This is a genomic window from Paenibacillus tyrphae (assembly GCF_024158745.1).
Classification (GTDB): Bacteria; Bacillota; Bacilli; order Paenibacillales; family NBRC-103111; genus Paenibacillus_G; species Paenibacillus_G tyrfis_A.
This window is the reverse complement of record NZ_JAMZAW010000022.1, coordinates 68726-84348: the sequence shown is the minus strand read 5'-3', so window position 1 is coordinate 84348 and position 15623 is coordinate 68726. Positions and strand designations below refer to the sequence as shown.

Annotated in this window: 17 protein-coding genes; 12 read left to right on the top strand and 5 right to left on the bottom strand. The window is 53.4% G+C overall.

Annotation, left to right across the window (positions count from 1 at the left end; translation table 11 throughout):
• Positions 1 to 56 precede the first annotated feature (56 nt).
• The 9 genes from NI000_RS27660 (at position 57) to yhfH (ending at position 7658) form a co-directional block, all read left to right on the top strand.
• The gene (locus NI000_RS27660; RefSeq protein ID WP_253414593.1) at positions 57 to 1010 is read left to right on the top strand and encodes an ABC transporter permease; all 954 of its coding nucleotides are present in this window, start codon (positions 57 to 59) and stop codon (positions 1008 to 1010) included.
• Positions 1000 to 1950, top strand: a complete 951-nt coding sequence (locus NI000_RS27655) for an iron chelate uptake ABC transporter family permease subunit (RefSeq protein ID WP_253414592.1) — start codon at positions 1000 to 1002, stop codon at positions 1948 to 1950. The genes NI000_RS27660 and NI000_RS27655 overlap by 11 nt, the downstream gene beginning before the upstream one ends.
• The gene (locus tag NI000_RS27650; protein ID WP_253414591.1) at positions 1944 to 2702 is read left to right on the top strand and encodes an iron ABC transporter ATP-binding protein; all 759 of its coding nucleotides are present in this window, start codon (positions 1944 to 1946) and stop codon (positions 2700 to 2702) included. Before NI000_RS27655 ends, NI000_RS27650 begins: the two co-directional genes overlap by 7 nt.
• A 65-nt stretch (positions 2703 to 2767) precedes the next feature.
• Positions 2768 to 3748 (top strand): siderophore ABC transporter substrate-binding protein, encoded by a 981-nt coding sequence (locus NI000_RS27645; protein ID WP_253414590.1) that lies wholly within the window; start codon positions 2768 to 2770, stop codon positions 3746 to 3748.
• 138 nt (positions 3749 to 3886) lie between these two features.
• Entirely contained in the window at positions 3887 to 4075 is a 189-nt protein-coding gene (locus NI000_RS27640; RefSeq protein ID WP_253414589.1) for a hypothetical protein, read from the top strand.
• Between the two features lie 228 nt (positions 4076 to 4303).
• Entirely contained in the window at positions 4304 to 4477 is a 174-nt protein-coding gene (locus NI000_RS27635; protein ID WP_167670103.1) for a hypothetical protein, read from the top strand.
• Between the two features lie 77 nt (positions 4478 to 4554).
• Entirely contained in the window at positions 4555 to 5841 is a 1287-nt protein-coding gene (gene aceA, locus NI000_RS27630) for an isocitrate lyase (RefSeq protein ID WP_253414588.1), read from the top strand.
• A gap of 13 nt (positions 5842 to 5854) precedes the next feature.
• Complete coding sequence (gene aceB, locus NI000_RS27625; RefSeq protein ID WP_253414587.1) at positions 5855 to 7456, top strand: malate synthase A; 1602 nt, start codon at positions 5855 to 5857, stop codon at positions 7454 to 7456.
• Positions 7457 to 7475: 19 nt separating this feature from the next.
• Positions 7476 to 7658 carry a protein YhfH gene (gene yhfH, locus NI000_RS27620; RefSeq protein WP_216794551.1) on the top strand — a complete coding sequence of 61 codons (183 nt, stop codon included), beginning with the start codon at positions 7476 to 7478 and terminating at the stop codon, positions 7656 to 7658.
• A gap of 78 nt (positions 7659 to 7736) precedes the next feature.
• Here the strand turns inward: yhfH and NI000_RS27615 are convergent, their stop codons facing one another.
• Positions 7737 to 8492, bottom strand: a complete 756-nt coding sequence (locus NI000_RS27615) for a MerR family transcriptional regulator (RefSeq protein ID WP_253414637.1) — start codon at positions 8490 to 8492, stop codon at positions 7737 to 7739.
• 113 nt (positions 8493 to 8605) lie between these two features.
• Complete coding sequence (lgt, locus tag NI000_RS27610; protein WP_253414586.1) at positions 8606 to 9436, bottom strand: prolipoprotein diacylglyceryl transferase; 831 nt, start codon at positions 9434 to 9436, stop codon at positions 8606 to 8608.
• A gap of 47 nt (positions 9437 to 9483) precedes the next feature.
• Between lgt and NI000_RS27605 the strand changes: the two genes are divergently transcribed.
• The 3 genes from NI000_RS27605 to NI000_RS27595 all read left to right on the top strand — a co-directional run bounded on the left by NI000_RS27605 (position 9484) and on the right by NI000_RS27595 (position 12713).
• Positions 9484 to 10029 (top strand): PadR family transcriptional regulator, encoded by a 546-nt coding sequence (locus NI000_RS27605; protein ID WP_253414585.1) that lies wholly within the window; start codon positions 9484 to 9486, stop codon positions 10027 to 10029.
• 39 nt (positions 10030 to 10068) lie between these two features.
• Positions 10069 to 11280, top strand: a complete 1212-nt coding sequence (locus NI000_RS27600; protein WP_253414584.1) for an FAD-dependent oxidoreductase — start codon at positions 10069 to 10071, stop codon at positions 11278 to 11280.
• 110 nt (positions 11281 to 11390) lie between these two features.
• Positions 11391 to 12713, top strand: coding sequence for a DRTGG domain-containing protein (locus NI000_RS27595; protein WP_253414583.1), 1323 nt, complete (start codon positions 11391 to 11393; stop codon positions 12711 to 12713).
• 331 nt (positions 12714 to 13044) lie between these two features.
• Here NI000_RS27595 and NI000_RS27590 read toward each other — a convergent pair whose 3' ends face one another.
• From NI000_RS27590 to NI000_RS27580, 3 genes are read right to left on the bottom strand one after another with little or no spacing between them, the layout of a single operon-like run.
• Positions 13045 to 14022, bottom strand: a complete 978-nt coding sequence (locus tag NI000_RS27590) for an electron transfer flavoprotein subunit alpha/FixB family protein (protein ID WP_253414582.1) — start codon at positions 14020 to 14022, stop codon at positions 13045 to 13047.
• A gap of 21 nt (positions 14023 to 14043) precedes the next feature.
• Positions 14044 to 14811: an electron transfer flavoprotein subunit beta/FixA family protein gene (locus NI000_RS27585; protein WP_253414581.1), complete on the bottom strand. Its 768-nt coding sequence runs from the start codon at positions 14809 to 14811 to the stop codon at positions 14044 to 14046.
• Positions 14812 to 14855: 44 nt separating this feature from the next.
• Positions 14856 to 15440, bottom strand: a complete 585-nt coding sequence (locus NI000_RS27580) for a TetR/AcrR family transcriptional regulator (RefSeq protein WP_063178830.1) — start codon at positions 15438 to 15440, stop codon at positions 14856 to 14858.
• Positions 15441 to 15623: the final 183 nt, after the last annotated feature.

Here is a 15623-nt window from a genome sequence, read left to right as displayed (position 1 = left end):
GATAATGAAAATCATTATCGAATTATTTTACTACTAAACTATTGTTAGGAAATGTTATGAGAAAAACTTATTTGGTCCTTGCCCTGATTGTTTTATCCGTTGCTTCTTTATTCATTGGCGCGAAAGATTTGACGCTGACCGATATCGTGCAGTGGAACGAGGAGAAGGTCGAGGTGCTGATGATCAGCCGGTTCCCGCGCTTGATCAGCATTCTGATCGCCGGCATGAGCATGAGCATCGTGGGCCTCATTATGCAGCAGCTCAGCCGTAACAAATTCGTCTCCCCATCGACCGCGGGCACGATGGATTCGGCCAGTCTGGGCATTCTGGTCGCCCTGCTGATCTTTACGGAGGCGACTCCGCTGCAGAAAATGTCCGTCGCTTTTATATTTTCGCTGGCCGGTACATACGTGTTTATGAAAATTCTCGACCGGGTGAAATTTAAGGATACGATCTTCATTCCGCTTGTCGGTCTGATGCTCGGCAATCTCATCGAATCGATGACGACCTTTTTCGCCTATAAATACGATCTGATTCAAAGCATGACATCGTGGCTGCACGGGGACTTCTCGGTGGTGCTGAAAGGCCGCTACGAGCTGCTGTACATCAGCATTCCCGCTACGGTGCTGGCTTACCTGTTCGCCAACAAGTTTACGGTCGCCGGGATGGGCGAGGATTTTTCCGTCAACCTCGGATTGAATTACAGGCAGGTGGTCAACATCGGACTTGTGATCGCAGCCCTGGTGACCTCGGTCGTCGTGCTGACGGTCGGCATGATTCCGTTTCTGGGCCTGATCATTCCGAATATCGTCACGATTTATCAAGGGGACAACCTGAAAAAAAATCTTCCCCATACCGCTTTGCTCGGAGCCGTCTTCGTTCTGGCCTGCGACATTTTCGGGCGGGTAATCATTTATCCGTATGAAATTTCGATCGGATTGACCGTGGGGGTTATCGGAAGCGGGATTTTTCTTTACCTGCTTATGAGGAGAAAGAAATATGAGCAATAAAGCCAAGTTAACCTTGCTTGCCGTGATCGCGGTGGCTTTGGTTGTGCTGTTTATGGTTATTCAGTCGGGCGGCAATTGGGATTACATCCTTCCCCGCCGGGGCAAAAAGGTGCTCGCGCTGCTGCTTACCGGTTTCTGTATCGCTTTCTCGACCATGATATTTCAGACGATTACGAACAACCGGATACTGACGCCCAGCATGATCGGGCTCGATTGGCTCTATATGCTGATCCAAACCGCGATCGTCTTTATTTTCGGCGCAACCGGCCTGACGACGATCAGCAATCAATGGAATTTCGCGCTGTCCGTCGGATTGATGGTGCTGTTCGCGCTTCTGCTGCATAGACTGATGTTCCGCAAAGAGGGAACGAACATTTATTATTTGCTGCTTGTCGGACTTGTTCTCGGAACGTTGTTCCAAAGCTCGTCTTCGTTCATGCAGATGCTGATCAACCCGAACGCGTTCCTGGTGCTGCAGGGCAAGCTGTTTGCCAGCTTCAGCAGCGTCAACTCAGATCTATTGACGATCTCGGTCGTCGCGGTGCTGGTCATTACGCTGTATTTCAAGAAGCTTCTTACCTATTTGGATGTGATTTCGTTAGGCAAGGAGCATGCGATCAATCTGGGCGTGCCTTACGATAGTATTGTGAAAAGACTGCTGATCGTCGTCGCGATTTTGGCGTCGATCGCTACCGCCCTGGTCGGACCGATTACGTTCTTCGGGCTGCTTGTCGCCAACGTCACGCACCAATTTTTGCGCACGTACCGGCACAGCCAGCTTATTGTCGGCGCGGTCCTGATCGGGATGATCGCCCTGGTTGGCGGGCAGTTGATGGTGGAACGGGTGTTCACCTTTACGACCACGCTCAGCGTCATCGTGAATTTTATCGGCGGGTCTTACTTTCTATATCTTCTGTTGAAGGAGAACAAATCGTGGTAGAAGTACGCAACGTAACGAAAGCATACGGGAACAAGCGCGTCGTCGATCAAGTCTCCGTCAAGGTCAACAAAGGGAGCATCACCGCTTTTATCGGGCCGAACGGCGCCGGCAAAAGCACGCTGCTGTCCATGATGAGCCGCCTTCTGACGAGGGATGAGGGAGAAGTGTGGATTGAAGGCAAAGAAATAGGGCAGTACAAGAGCGGCGAGCTGGCCAAAAAAATCTCGATTCTGAAACAGTCCAACCACATCGGCATCCGTTTGACGGTTCGGGAGCTTGTCAGCTTCGGCCGTTTCCCTTATTCGCAGGGCAAGCTGACGAAAGAGGATTGGACGTTCGTCGACGAGGCTATCCGCTACATGGAACTCGAAGACATGCAGCACAAGTATATCGATCAATTGAGCGGCGGCCAGCGGCAGCGGGCTTACATCGCCATGGTTATCGCGCAGAATACCGAGTACATTTTGCTGGATGAGCCGCTGAACAATCTGGATATGAAGCATTCGGTCCAAATTATGAAGGTGCTGCGGCGGCTGGTCGACGAACTGGGCAAGACGATTGTCATCGTGATCCACGACATCAATTTTGCCTCCTGCCATGCCGATTACATTGTGGCGCTCAAGGACGGGAAGCTGGTCCGCGAAGGCCCGACGGCGGAGATCATCGAGGAGTCCGTGCTCAAGGACATTTACGACATGGATATCCATATCGAAGATATCAACGAGAACAAGATTTGCGTCTATTTTACTTAGCCGATTGTCCAAGGGACGCCATACCGTCCTTTGCAATAAATATTACGATTATCGAGGTGGTCAAGATGAAAAAAATTTCATGGATGCTCATGATGGTGCTCCTGGCCGTTGTGGTCGCGGCGTGCGGAACGAACGGTTCCGGCAGCTCCAATAATGCGGCAGGAGGCGGCGATGCGAAGAACGCGAACACGACCGCACCGAAAGATAGTGAAGAACTGACGGTTAAACATAAGCTTGGGGAAACGAAAGTCAAGAAAAACCCGAAAAAAGTCGTTGTATTCGACTTCGGCACGTTGGATTCCCTGGATAAACTGGGCGTAGAAGTGGCCGGCGTTCCGTCGAAAAACCTGCCTTCCTATTTGTCCAAATATAAAGATAGCAAGTATGCGAACGTAGGCGGCCTGATGGAGCCGGACTTTGAGAAGATCAACCAGCTCAAGCCCGATCTGATCATCATCTCCGCACGGCAATCGACGAAATATGAAGAGTTCAAAGCGATCGCTCCGACGATCTTTATGGGCGTGGACGAGAAAAGCTACATGAAATCGGTCGAAGACAATGTGAAGCTGCTCGGTCAAATTTTCGGCAAGGAAGCGGCAGCGGAGAAAGAGTTCGCCGCCATCAGCGACTCCGTCAAGAAGCTGAAAGAAAAAGCGTCCGCAGGCGGCAAAACCGCATTGGTCATCCTGACGACCGGCGGCAAGACCACTGCTTACGGTCAAGGCTCGCGCTTCGGTATCATCCACGACGAATTCGGCTTCGCGCCTGCAGACAAAGATATCAAGGTCGAGACGCACGGCCAGAGCGTAACGTTCGAGTACGTGGCGCAGAAAGACCCGGACTATCTGTTCGTCGTCGACCGCGACGCCGTTGTCGGCAACGGAACGCCGGCGAAGCAAATCGTGGAAAATGAGCTGACGAAGAAGACGAAAGCATTCAAAAACGGCAAAATCATTTATCTGGATCCGAACTACTGGTACCTGTCCGGCGGCGGCTTGCTTTCCGTGGCCGAGATGGTGAAAGAAGCGGAAAAAGCGGTACAATAATCGTACTGCCATAGCGCTGCCCAATGAACCAAGCTCCCTTTATTGCCATACCGGCGATAAGGGAGTTTGTTTTGTTAAGTGAATAAATATCGCGCGGGGTGTCAACCCTATCCACATCTTGACAGGTGGAGGTTTGCGATGGAGCGGGAAGAACAACAAGAAGGGTATTTCGAACATTTTACGAATAACAGCGTTACAACGCCTCCGGATCAGGAGGATATGGCAGCGACCGATGGAATCAGCAAATTCGTAGAGCGGGTGATGGACGGCCTCGCCGGAGAAACGGACGATTCCGGTTCGGAGCGGGCGCGCTCTTCGTCGGAGTAACATGGGTTCAATGCACGTCCGAGAAGCGGCTTTTCCCGAAAGGGAGGAGCCGCTTTTTTGCGTTGTATCGCGGGTTTGGAGCATGCAGCAAAGCCTGTTTCGCATACACTGTTATAAAACAGTGAAAAAATTTTAAAAACAGTATTGAACAGTTTGGAATCTTGTTATATAATAACCTCATCAAACAAAAACACTGTACTATAATAATAACAAATGGAGGTAGTTCATATGAATTGTCCGATATGTCACGGTCACGGCGAAATTGAATCCCCTAACTTTCATTCCGGCGGCGTATCCAAGAACGACGAAAAGCAAACCCCGGAATACCGGGACGCTTTCGGCACGAAGGTTACCATCTGCTTCTGGTGCTGCGGCAACGGCTACGTAGAAAGCCACGAGTAGTCCGTATCGATTTCCAATCGCTATCACATCGTAATCACTCATAAATACTCATAACCAATTTCAGGAGGGCAAAAAGGATGACAACCAATAATCGTAAAGCGCAATCGGAACAGCTTCAGCAAAAATGGAATTCCAAACGGTACGAAGGGGTACGGCGCCCTTACAGTCCGGAAGACGTACTTCGCTTGCGGGGCTCGGTACTGATCGAGCACACGCTGGCACAGCGGGGAGCGGAGAAGCTGTGGAAGCTGGTTCATACGGAGGATTACGTTCATGCCCTTGGCGCTCTGACAGGCAATCAAGCTCTCCAGCAGGCGAAGGCCGGACTGAAGGCCATTTATCTCAGCGGCTGGCAGGTGGCGGCAGACGCCAACCTGAGCGGCCAGATGTATCCCGACCAAAGCCTGTATCCCGCAAACAGCGTACCTGCCGTAGTCAAGCGGATCAATCAGACGCTGCAAAGAGCGGATCAAATCCAGAATGCGGAAGGGAAAGAGAACATCGACTTTTTCCTGCCGATCGTGGCTGATGCCGAAGCGGGCTTCGGCGGACCGCTCAACGTCTTCGAATTAATGAAAGCGATGATCGAAGCGGGAGCGGCGGCCGTTCACTTCGAGGATCAGCTCTCCTCCGAGAAGAAATGCGGTCATATGGGCGGCAAGGTGCTGCTGCCTACCCGGCAGGCGGTCCGCCATCTGATCGCCGCCAGGCTCGCTGCCGACGTCATGGGCGTCGATACGATTATCATCGCCAGAACGGATGCAAATGCGGCTAAGCTGTTGACCAGCGATATCGACGATAATGACAAGCCGTTCCTGACAGGCGAGCGTTCGCCGGAAGGCTTCTATTATGTCAAAGACGGGCTGGACCAAGCCATTTCCCGCGGTCTCGCATACGCTCCTTATGCCGATATGGTCTGGTGCGAAACGTCCGAGCCGAATCTGGAGGAAGCGCGGCGGTTTGCGGAAGCGATCCACGCGAAGTACCCTGGCAAGCTGCTCGCCTACAACTGCTCGCCTTCGTTCAACTGGAAGAAGAAGCTGGACGATGCGACGATCGCGGCGTTCCAGCGGGAATTAGGAAAGATGGGCTACAAATTCCAATTCGTGACGCTGGCCGGCTTCCATTCGTTGAACCACAGCATGTTCGAATTGGCCAGAGGGTACCGCGACCACGGAATGGCCGCCTACTCGGAGCTGCAACAGTCGGAGTTCGCCAGCGAGCGCTACGGCTACGAAGCGACCCGCCACCAGCGCGAAGTCGGAACCGGCTACTTCGATGAAGTGTCGCTTGTCTTGTCCGGAGGCGATTCCGTGACGACGGCGCTCAAGGATTCTACCGAAGCGGAACAGTTTGCGGGCTAAGGAGGCCGAGGCGATGACGTATCATGCGGTTTCACAAGGCGTGCTGCTGAAGGGCCGAATGCATAACCCGGCTTACTTTGAAATCTTGACTCCCGACGCGCTGGAATTTATAGCGGAATTGGAGAAAAAATTCGGTCATCGGCGTCTCTCCTTGCTGAAACAGCGGGAAGAGCGGCAGGAGCGGATCGATGCGGGGGAACTGCCCGATTTTTTGAAGGAGACGGCGGACGTTCGCAGCGGGGATTGGCGCATTGCGCCGATCCCGCCCGATCTGACCGACCGCAGAGTCGAGATCACCGGGCCTGCCGGCGACCGGAAAATGGTCATTAACGCGCTGAATTCCGGCGCGAAGCTGTATATGGCGGATTTTGAAGACGCGAACTCGCCGCAGTGGAGCAATTGCATCGAAGGGCAAATCAACATGCGGGACGCCGTGCGGCGAACGATTCGATACGAGTCGCCGGAAGGCAAGACGTATGCACTGAACGAGCAGACGGCCGTGCTGAAAGTTCGCCCCCGTGGCTGGCATTTGGAAGAAAAGCACGTATGGATCGATCAGCGTCCGATGTCGGCGGGACTATTCGATTTCGGTCTGTTCTTCTTCCACAACGCGCAAGAACTGCTGGATCGGGGGAGCGCCCCGTACTTCTACTTGCCGAAGCTGGAAAGTCATCTGGAAGCGAGATTGTGGAACGATGTCTTCACCTTTGCCGAAGAGAAGCTGGGCATTCCCGTAGGCACGATCAAAGCGACGGTGCTGATCGAGACGATTCTGGCGGCTTTTGAAATGGACGAAATCTTGTATGAGCTGCGGGAGCACAGCGCAGGTCTTAACTGCGGACGCTGGGACTATATTTTCAGCTACATCAAAAAGCTCAGAAACCAGGAGCATGTCATTTTGCCGGACCGCGGCCTGGTGACGATGGAATCGCCGTTTATGCGGGCCTATTCGCTGCTGGCGATCCAGACGTGCCACAAGCGGGGAGCGCCCTGCATCGGCGGTATGGCCGCGCAAATTCCGATCAAGGACGATCCCGAAGCCAACGAGGAGGCCATGCGGAAGGTCCGTGCGGATAAGACGCGCGAAGCGACGCAAGGGCATGACGGGACGTGGGTCGCCCATCCGGGCCTTGTGCCGGTCGCCCGGGAAGTGTTCGACCGCCTGATGCCGTCGCCCAATCAGATCGACCGGCAACTGACGGGCATCGAAGTGACGGCCGCCGACCTGCTCGAAGTTCCGCAGGGACCGATTACGGAAGCCGGCGTTCGCACGAACATTCATGTCGGGCTTCACTACTTGGAAGCGTGGCTGCGGGGCTACGGCGCGGTGCCGATCCGCAACCTGATGGAGGACGTAGCTACCGCGGAAATTTCGCGGGCGCAGCTGTGGCAGTGGATTCATCATCCGAAGGGCATTCTGGAGGACGGACGCAAAGTCACGGCCGAGCTGTTCGGAGAGCTGCTTGAAGAAGAGCTGAAGGCGATTCGGGAGCGCGTCGGCGCCGAGCGGTTCGATCAAGGACAATATATTCTGGCGAAGACGCTGTTTAGCGATATGACGACATCCACAACATTCGAGGACTTTTTGACCATCCCAAGCTACGCGCATTTATAATGAATGGAGGAGAAGGAATATGCTTCAATCATCGACGAAATTTTACGAGCAGCTTCCGGCCAAGTGCTGCAGCCGCTGCGGCGAAACGGTAGAGGAGCTGGCGGATTGCCATCATACGGAGTGCTATAAATGCTCGGAAACGGTATTTTATCCGCTGTCGCCCATCTTTCTGAGCATGTACAACTCGGCGATTCAAGAGTAGCGGGCCGTATCGACTCGCAAAAAAACAGCTCCTTTCCTGTGCGGAAGGGAGCTGTGAATTTTTGGGCGACTAGTTCAGTTATTGTTGTTCTGCCGCCGCATAGGACTCGGCTGCTGCGGACAAATAATACGCCAATCCGGTTTGCTGGCCTTCCAGCATGCGAAGATGAAAGTCGTCGCCGAGGAAAAAGCGCGTTTGGGCTGCAAAATCCGCAGGAGTGACGGTATGTCCGTGCTTGTTCATAAAGACAAGGTGCTCCCGGATCAGCCGCTGGATTTCCGCTTCACTGTGCTTGATCCCCGTACGCAAAGCTTCTGCGATATGATTCATAAATGCCGCTGCCTCTAGAGCCTGCTCATTCATGCTTTGCGCATCGATTTCTGCGGAATCGAGCATGTCGTAGCCGTAGGCGTCCTTCAAATGCAGATTCTGTTCCTCCAATGCCTCTTCCCATTCCTGCGCGCTTTCGAATCCTTTGAACATATCTTTGCTATTCATGATTTCTCCCTTCTCCATGCTGGACATGGATTGTTGTAAGGTTTGAATGATCGTTTCCAGCCTTTGCTTGCGGAGCAGAAGCAGTTCCTCCTGCCGCGCGAGAATCGAGTGCCGCTCAGGTTCCTCCTCAAGGAGCCGCGCGATTTCCTTCAAAGGAAGTTCTAATTCCCGGTAAAACAAAATGTGCTGCAGACGTTCCAGCTCTTTCATCCCATATAACCGGTATCCCGCTTCGCTGACCTCGCAGGGCAGCAGAAGCCCGATTTTATGGTAATGATGCAGCGTCTTGACGGTTACGCCGGACAATGAAGATATTTCTTTGACCGTGTACAGTATGTCGTGTTCCTCCTTTCGAATTTTAGTGTACAGACTCCTCCAAGGGGAGGGTCAAGAAAAAAAAGCCGCGATTTTCGCGACCTGAAAAATATTTTGAAGTCAGTCATGGATGGCTAGGCCATGCCTTCTTTCGTTTGGGGAGCTCGAAAATGAAGGTAAACGCCAATGCCTAAGGAAAGAACAACGATCGTTGCCGATGTCCATTGCGCTGCCGTCCAATGAAATAAATACCTTGGCGAATCGCCGCGCAGCATTTCCAGCAGGAATCGTCCTATATTGTAGAGGATATTGTACGCAAGAAACAAATAGCCGCGTTTTATTTTTTTTCTCAAAAGAATCATGAGCAGGGCAAAAATAATAATATCCATTTGTCCTTCCCATACTTCGGCGGGCCATAGCGGCTGATCGCCATAGGTGGCTCTTGCGTTGGTGCCTTCGGGATACAGAATGCCAAAATTGCCGCCTGTCGGATCTCCGAAAGCATCGCCGTTCATTAAGTTGGCATCGCGGCCGATGCTTTGGGCAAGAATGAGACCCGGGGCACATAAGTCTGCCATCTCCCAAAACGATAGTTTGTGCTTTCGAACATACCAGATCCCTACGAGAATAGCCCCTATCACTCCACCTTGAATTGACAAACCGCCATGCCATATCGCGATAATCTCTCCCGGATGTTTGGAGTAAAACTCCCAATCAAAGAAAAATACCGTCCAAAATCTTGAACCGATAATGGCTCCGATCATCATCGGCACAATCAAGTTCATCAAATGCTCTGCCAAATGATCTTTTTTTTGCAGCTTGGCTAAAGTGATCGTAAATCCAACGCCAAGGATAATCGCCAAAACAAACAAGATGCTGTACGAACGAATGGGAAAAGAACCTAGGTGTGCAATATACTGATGCAATCCGGCCACTTCTTTCTGCGTTAGTATGATAATGAACATAATAATTTAGTATGCTATGCCTTTTCAAGTTCGGAAGTGGTGAACCGATGCACCCGTACCGAATGCAGCAGCTGCTTAAAGAAAGAGGAAAGGATGAAGTGATTAACGTACGCCAACGTACGAGTATTTATCAAACGATCGATCGCTTGCTGCGGGACGGATTGATCGCTGTTCGTGAAACGTTGAAAGAACCCGGAAAACCCGACCGTACGGTTTACGAATCTACGGAGGACGGTCGGAAGCTATTTCGGGAATGGCTTCGGGATATGCTGTCTGTACCTTCTCAAGAGTTCCCCGATTTTCCCGTTGCCGTATCTTTCCTGTCTCTATTGACGCCGGATGACGTCTTGAAGCAGTTGGAACGAAGATCGCTTCTTCTTGAAAAAGAAATTCAACGCGTAAGCTCGGATCTGCAAACCTACAAAGATACTATCCCCAGATTGTTCATGCTTGAAACCGAGTATAAGCGGGCCGTGCTGACGGCTGAATGGCAATGGGTACGCTCTATCAGCGACGATTTGCAGAATGGAAATCTCGACTGGGATGAAGCGTGGCTGCGTGAAATTGCGATGCGTCTCAACAGCAAAGAGTAGCTGTCGTACATCATCACTCATACGTGGAGGAAAGTTAGTATGCTGACTAATCCCAAAGCAAAGAAAAAAGCGCTGATCATCGGAGGCGGAATTGCCGGACCCGCGCTCGCCCTGTTTCTGAAACGAGCGGGCATTGAGACGGAGATTTACGAAACCCGAACATCTTCGGAGGGGGTCTCGCTTACTTTATCCTGCAACGGGTTGGCTGTCCTGCAGGAGCTTGGACTTGACCAAGCGGTCTTGAAGGAAGGATCCGTGGTAAGTAAATGGAAGATGTGGAATGGAAGGGGGAAGCATTTGGGCGGCGGCGTTTTGGCGGGAGGGGGCTTGAAAAGCGTTTTTATCAAGCGCGTTCCTCTAGGCAACATCATCTCGGATGAAGTCGAACGCCAGGGCATTTCCATCCTTCGCGGCAAAAAGCTGGAAGATATTAAGGCAGCCGCGGAAGGAGGAGCCGTTGCGACTTTCCAGGACGGCACCAGCGTCTCCGGGGACTACCTGATCGGCTGCGACGGCGTTCATTCGCGTACCCGTCAGATCATCGATCCGGGATTTCAAGGCCCAGCCTTTACCGGGTTAATCAACAGCGGAGGATATACCTCAGGTGTTGAAGTTCCCAGCGAGCCGGAAACGATTCACTTCATTTTCTGCAAACGGGCCTTTTTCGGATATCACGTCAGCCCTACCGGTTTCATTTATTGGTATACGAATTGGCCGCAAGCGAATGAACCTGCCAGAGATGCATTCAAAGACATTACCGAGGCAGAGCGCAAAAAGATGATGCTGGACATTTACAAAGACGACCAGCCTATGATCCGGAAAATCATTGAGGGAGCGGAAACGACGTTTCCATTTTTCCCATCCTACGCTCTTCCCCGGCAGCCTTCCCATTGGCACAAGGGACCGATTGCTCTGGTCGGCGATGCGGCGCATGCGATTTCCCCCAGCTCCGGTCAAGGGGCCTCGATGGCGCTGGAGGATGCCATGGTTCTGGCAAAATGTTTGCGGGATATCCCTAACGCGGAGCATGCCTTCGCAACCTACGAGCAGCTCAGGCGCGAGCGCACCGTCAAAATGTACGGCGTGGGGCGGCACGGCGATTCCGGCAAGCATGTAACGGGTTCGCTCCAACAGTGGTTCCGGGATCTGACGACGCCGGTGTTCCTCAAGCTATTCGCGAATCCGAAGGCATCCGACTGGATGTACTCGTATAGAGTCGATTGGGAGAAGAACGTATCGGCGAGCCGGTAAAAGAATTAATGCAAGTCGCACTTGTCGTCAGCCGGGGATCTGTTTTTGTGTATCCGCTTATAGTATAATTGTTAAAGATTGTTACAGTTGTAAACTAGGCGGGTGAAGCGATGCAGGAAGAGACGCTGACCAAGCACGAGCAGATCATTCGATATATCGAGGAATTGAGCGTGGGAACGCACATCTCCGTCCGTAAAATTGCCCAGGCCCTCGAAGTCAGCGAGGGAACGGCTTACCGCGCGATGAAGGAAGCGGAAAGTCTGGGTTATGTCAGTACGAAGGACCGTACGGGCACGGTGCGGGTGGAGAAAAAAGAACCGCAGCCGATCGACAAGCTGACGTTCGCCGAGGTGGTCAACATTGTGGACGGCGAGGTGCTCGGCGGCGCGAGCGGCCTTCATAAGTCTTTGAATAAATTCGTGATCGGGGCGATGCAGCTCGAAGCGATGAAACGCTACATTGAGCCGGGCAATCTGCTGATTGTCGGCAACCGCACCCAGGCGCATCTCTATGCGTTGGGGCAGGGTGCAGGCATACTCGTGACGGGCGGCTTCCAGACGCTGGACGAGGCCAAGGAGCTGGCCGACGAGCTCGAGCTGCCGATTATCAGCACCAGCTACGATACGTTTACCGTGGCGACGATGATCAACCGCGCGATCTACGACCAGTTGATCAAGAAAAAAATTATGCTCGTCCGCGACATTATCCGGACCGATACCCGAGTCTATTCGCTGCGCGCCGAGGATACCGTCTCGGACATGCGCCATTGGATGGACGAAACCGGGCATACCCGCTTCCCGGTCGTAGACGAACGGAGTAAGCCGATCGGCATGGTGACGGCGAAGGATGTCGTCGGAGCCGAAGCGGGACAGCCGATTCACCAGCTCATGACGTTGGACCCGCTCACCGTGAGCGATCAGGCGCCCGTCGCTTCGGTCAGCCATACGATGGTGTGGGAGGGCATCGAGTTGCTGCCCGTGGTCGGCAAGGACGGAAAAATGGTCGGCGTGATCAGCCGGGACGATGTGCTCAAGGCGATGCAGTACTTGCAAACGCAGCCGCAGCACGGGGAAACCCTCGAGGATCAAATATGGTCCGGGATGGAGAAGGTGCGGGGCAAAGACGGTGAATTTTATTACCGGGGAACCGTTACCGCCCAAATGACCAATCCGATCGGGACGGTGTCGGAAGGCATTTTGACGACCCTGATGAGCCAGGTCGCGATCCGCACGATCCGGGAACAAAAAAGGGGCGATTTGATCGTGGACAGCTCCTCGAATTATTTTCTGCTGCCGATCCCGATTGATAGCGTGATCGAATGCGTGCCGAACGTGCTGGAGATGAGCCGCAAGTACGGGAAGATCGAAGTGGACATTTTCTGCAACGGCAAACGAATGGCGAAGTCGACGTTTACTTGCCGTTTGACGGATTAGATTTGAAAAGGCAAACCCCTTGACCTTTTATCGGGTTAAGGGGATTAAGCTTGTTGAGGAAGTGGTCAAGTAGGTAATAGAGGTTACGAAGGGGTGGGGTATCCACTTCCGACCGCTCTTGTCATCGGGAAATTTGATTGGAAGCCGCTTAGCAGCGGACATTTCCCGATAACAAAGGCGGCCGCTGTCGCTTCTCCAGTGGATACCCCACCTCCGTTTGCTTCTCTATTTTTGTTTAGACCACATTCTCAACTTTGAAGCCCCTTGACCGTATTTCAGGTTAAGGGGCTTGCCTTTTTTGGGGTAGAGTTCTGGGGCTGGGCGTGGCGTTTTAAGCCAGCACTTTCTTAAACTCTTGGGTAAGCAGCGGGACGATCTCGAACAGATCGCCGACGATGCCGTAATCGGCGATTTTGAAGATCGGCGCTTCCGGGTCTTTATTGATCGCGATAATGACGCGCGACTGGCTCATCCCAGCCAAATGCTGGATGGCGCCGCTGATGCCGCAGGCGATATAGACCTCCGGCGTCACGACTTTGCCGGTCTGTCCGATCTGCAGCGCGTAGTCGCAGTAGCCTGCGTCGCAAGCACCGCGGGAGGCGCCGACGGCAGCGTTCAGCGCTTCGGCCAGCGGCTCGAGCGTGCGGAACCCGTCGGCGCTCTTCACGCCCCGGCCGCCGGATATAACGATTTTCGCTTCCGTCAGATCGACCTTGCCCGACGCTTTGTGCACGACGTCCTTCACGACGGAACGCAGGTCGGCAGCGGGGGAGAAAGGAGTGGCGGCCATTTCCGATTGCGAGCCGGAGACGGCTTCGGCGGCAGGCACGTTATTCGGCCGGATCGTGATCACCATCGGACCTTGGGTAAACCGTTTCTTCTCGAACGCTTTGCCCGCGTAGAGCGGACGCGTAAAGGAAAGACCGTCGCCCGTCTTCTCCAGCGCGATGACGTCGGAAATTTGTCCTGCCTGCAGGTGAGCGGCGATCTTGGGCGCCAAGTCGCGGCCGATGGCCGTATGGCCGAACAGAACGGCGTGCGGATTTGCCGTGTCGAGAATGCCCGCCAGTGCGGAGAAATACGTCTCCGGATTATAGTGAGCGAGCTCCGCATGGTCGACGGACACGACTTGGTCGACGCCGTAGCCGGACAGCTCCTGGGCAAACACGGACAGTCCGTGGCCGAGAAGCGCCGCCACGATCCGGTCGCCGTCGTCTTTGACGAGCCGTGTCGCTTGAATCGTTTCGAAGGTAACTTGACGGAGCTTGCCGCCCCGGATTTCCGCAAAGATTACATAGGTTTTGCTCATATCGATTCCCTCCCTTTGGCATTAAAGCGCTTTGGCTTCCGTACGAAGCAGATGAACGAGCTGCGCGACTTGCTGCTGCGGATCGCCCTTCAGCACTTGTCCCGCTTTGCGCTCCGGCGGGAGCGAGAGGGTGTCGCGCGCCGTCTTCGGGGCGATATCCGCTTCGGTTAAACCCAAGTCATCCAGCGTCAGCTGCTGGAACGGCTTTTTCTTCGCTTTCATGATGCCAGGCAAGGAAGGATAGCGGGGCTCGTTCAAGCCTTGCTGTGCCGTGAACAGGGCAGGCAGCGCGACCTCCAGCGTCTCGGTGTCCCCTTCGGCGTCGCGCTGTGCCGTCGCCCGGCCCCCGCTCAGCTCCAGCTTCACGATGGACGATACGTGCGGGATGTTCAGCAGATGGGCGACCCGAATCGCGACCTGTCCCGCGCCGTGATCGACGGAGAAATTGCCGCCGAGCACAAGATCGTACGATTGCTTCCCGAGGTAAGCCGCAAGCACTTTGGACACGGTGAACTCGTCGCCGGAGATGCGCTCGTCCGAGATCAGTACGGCTTCGTCCGCGCCCATTGCCAGCGCGGTCCGCAGCGCTTCGGCGCAGCGTTCCGGGCCGATCGAGACGAGGACAATATTGCCGTCATGCTCTTCCTTCAGCCGGATCGCTTCCTCTACGGCATATTCGTCGTACGGATTGATGACGAATTTCGCCCCATCCTCGGATACCTCGCCGTCACGGATGACGATTTTCTCCTCCGTATCGAACGTTTGCTTCATCAGTACATAAATGTTCATAAGTCCAATGCTCCTCCCATACAAAATAAAGACAATATAACGTATTAAGCCTTCAACCCTTGTATGAAAAACTCTACGGTTTTTTCGACCTGCGCCGCGAGCGAATATTTGCGGCCGGCGATCAACCATGAAGTGACTACCTCGTCCATAGAGCCGAACACGAGCAGGCGCGTCAGCTTGACATCCAGGTTGGCCCGGAAGATGCCTTCTTCAATCCCTTGGCGCAGCACCTTTTCGATCAGCTCGATATACGTCTTGACGACAAGGCCGATTTCCTTGCGCAGCTCCAGCGAGCTTTGGCGCAGCTCGATCTGGGTGACGAACGCGAGATCGACGTTTTGCTCCAGCATCGTGTAATGAATCTCGCAAATTTTGCGAAGCGCCTCGTCCGCGGAGTCCGTCTCGTTGATGCTGCTGTGAAATTGACCGACCAGGTCGCCCAATTTTTTTTGGAAGAGAGAAATAAGAATGTCTTCCTTGTTTTTAAAATATAAATAGATCGTTCCGTCTGCTACGCCGGCTTCCTTGGCAATCCGGGAAACCTGCGCGTTATGATAGCCGTTTTCGGCGATGACTTTCAGCGCCGCATCCAGTATCAAATTGTACTTCTCCATTTTTTTGCTTGCCATCCAATCACCACCATGTTATTATTCAGTCAGAAACTGAATGAGCATTCATTCATTTCAATTTCATCTTATGGGAAACGCTGCTACTTGTCAATGTGTTTTGCTCATAAGATTTTTATGGGGGCCTAATGTTATCGCTTTCAAACAAGCCTGCCACAGCTTGGACCTAATCGGACGGAAAGGATG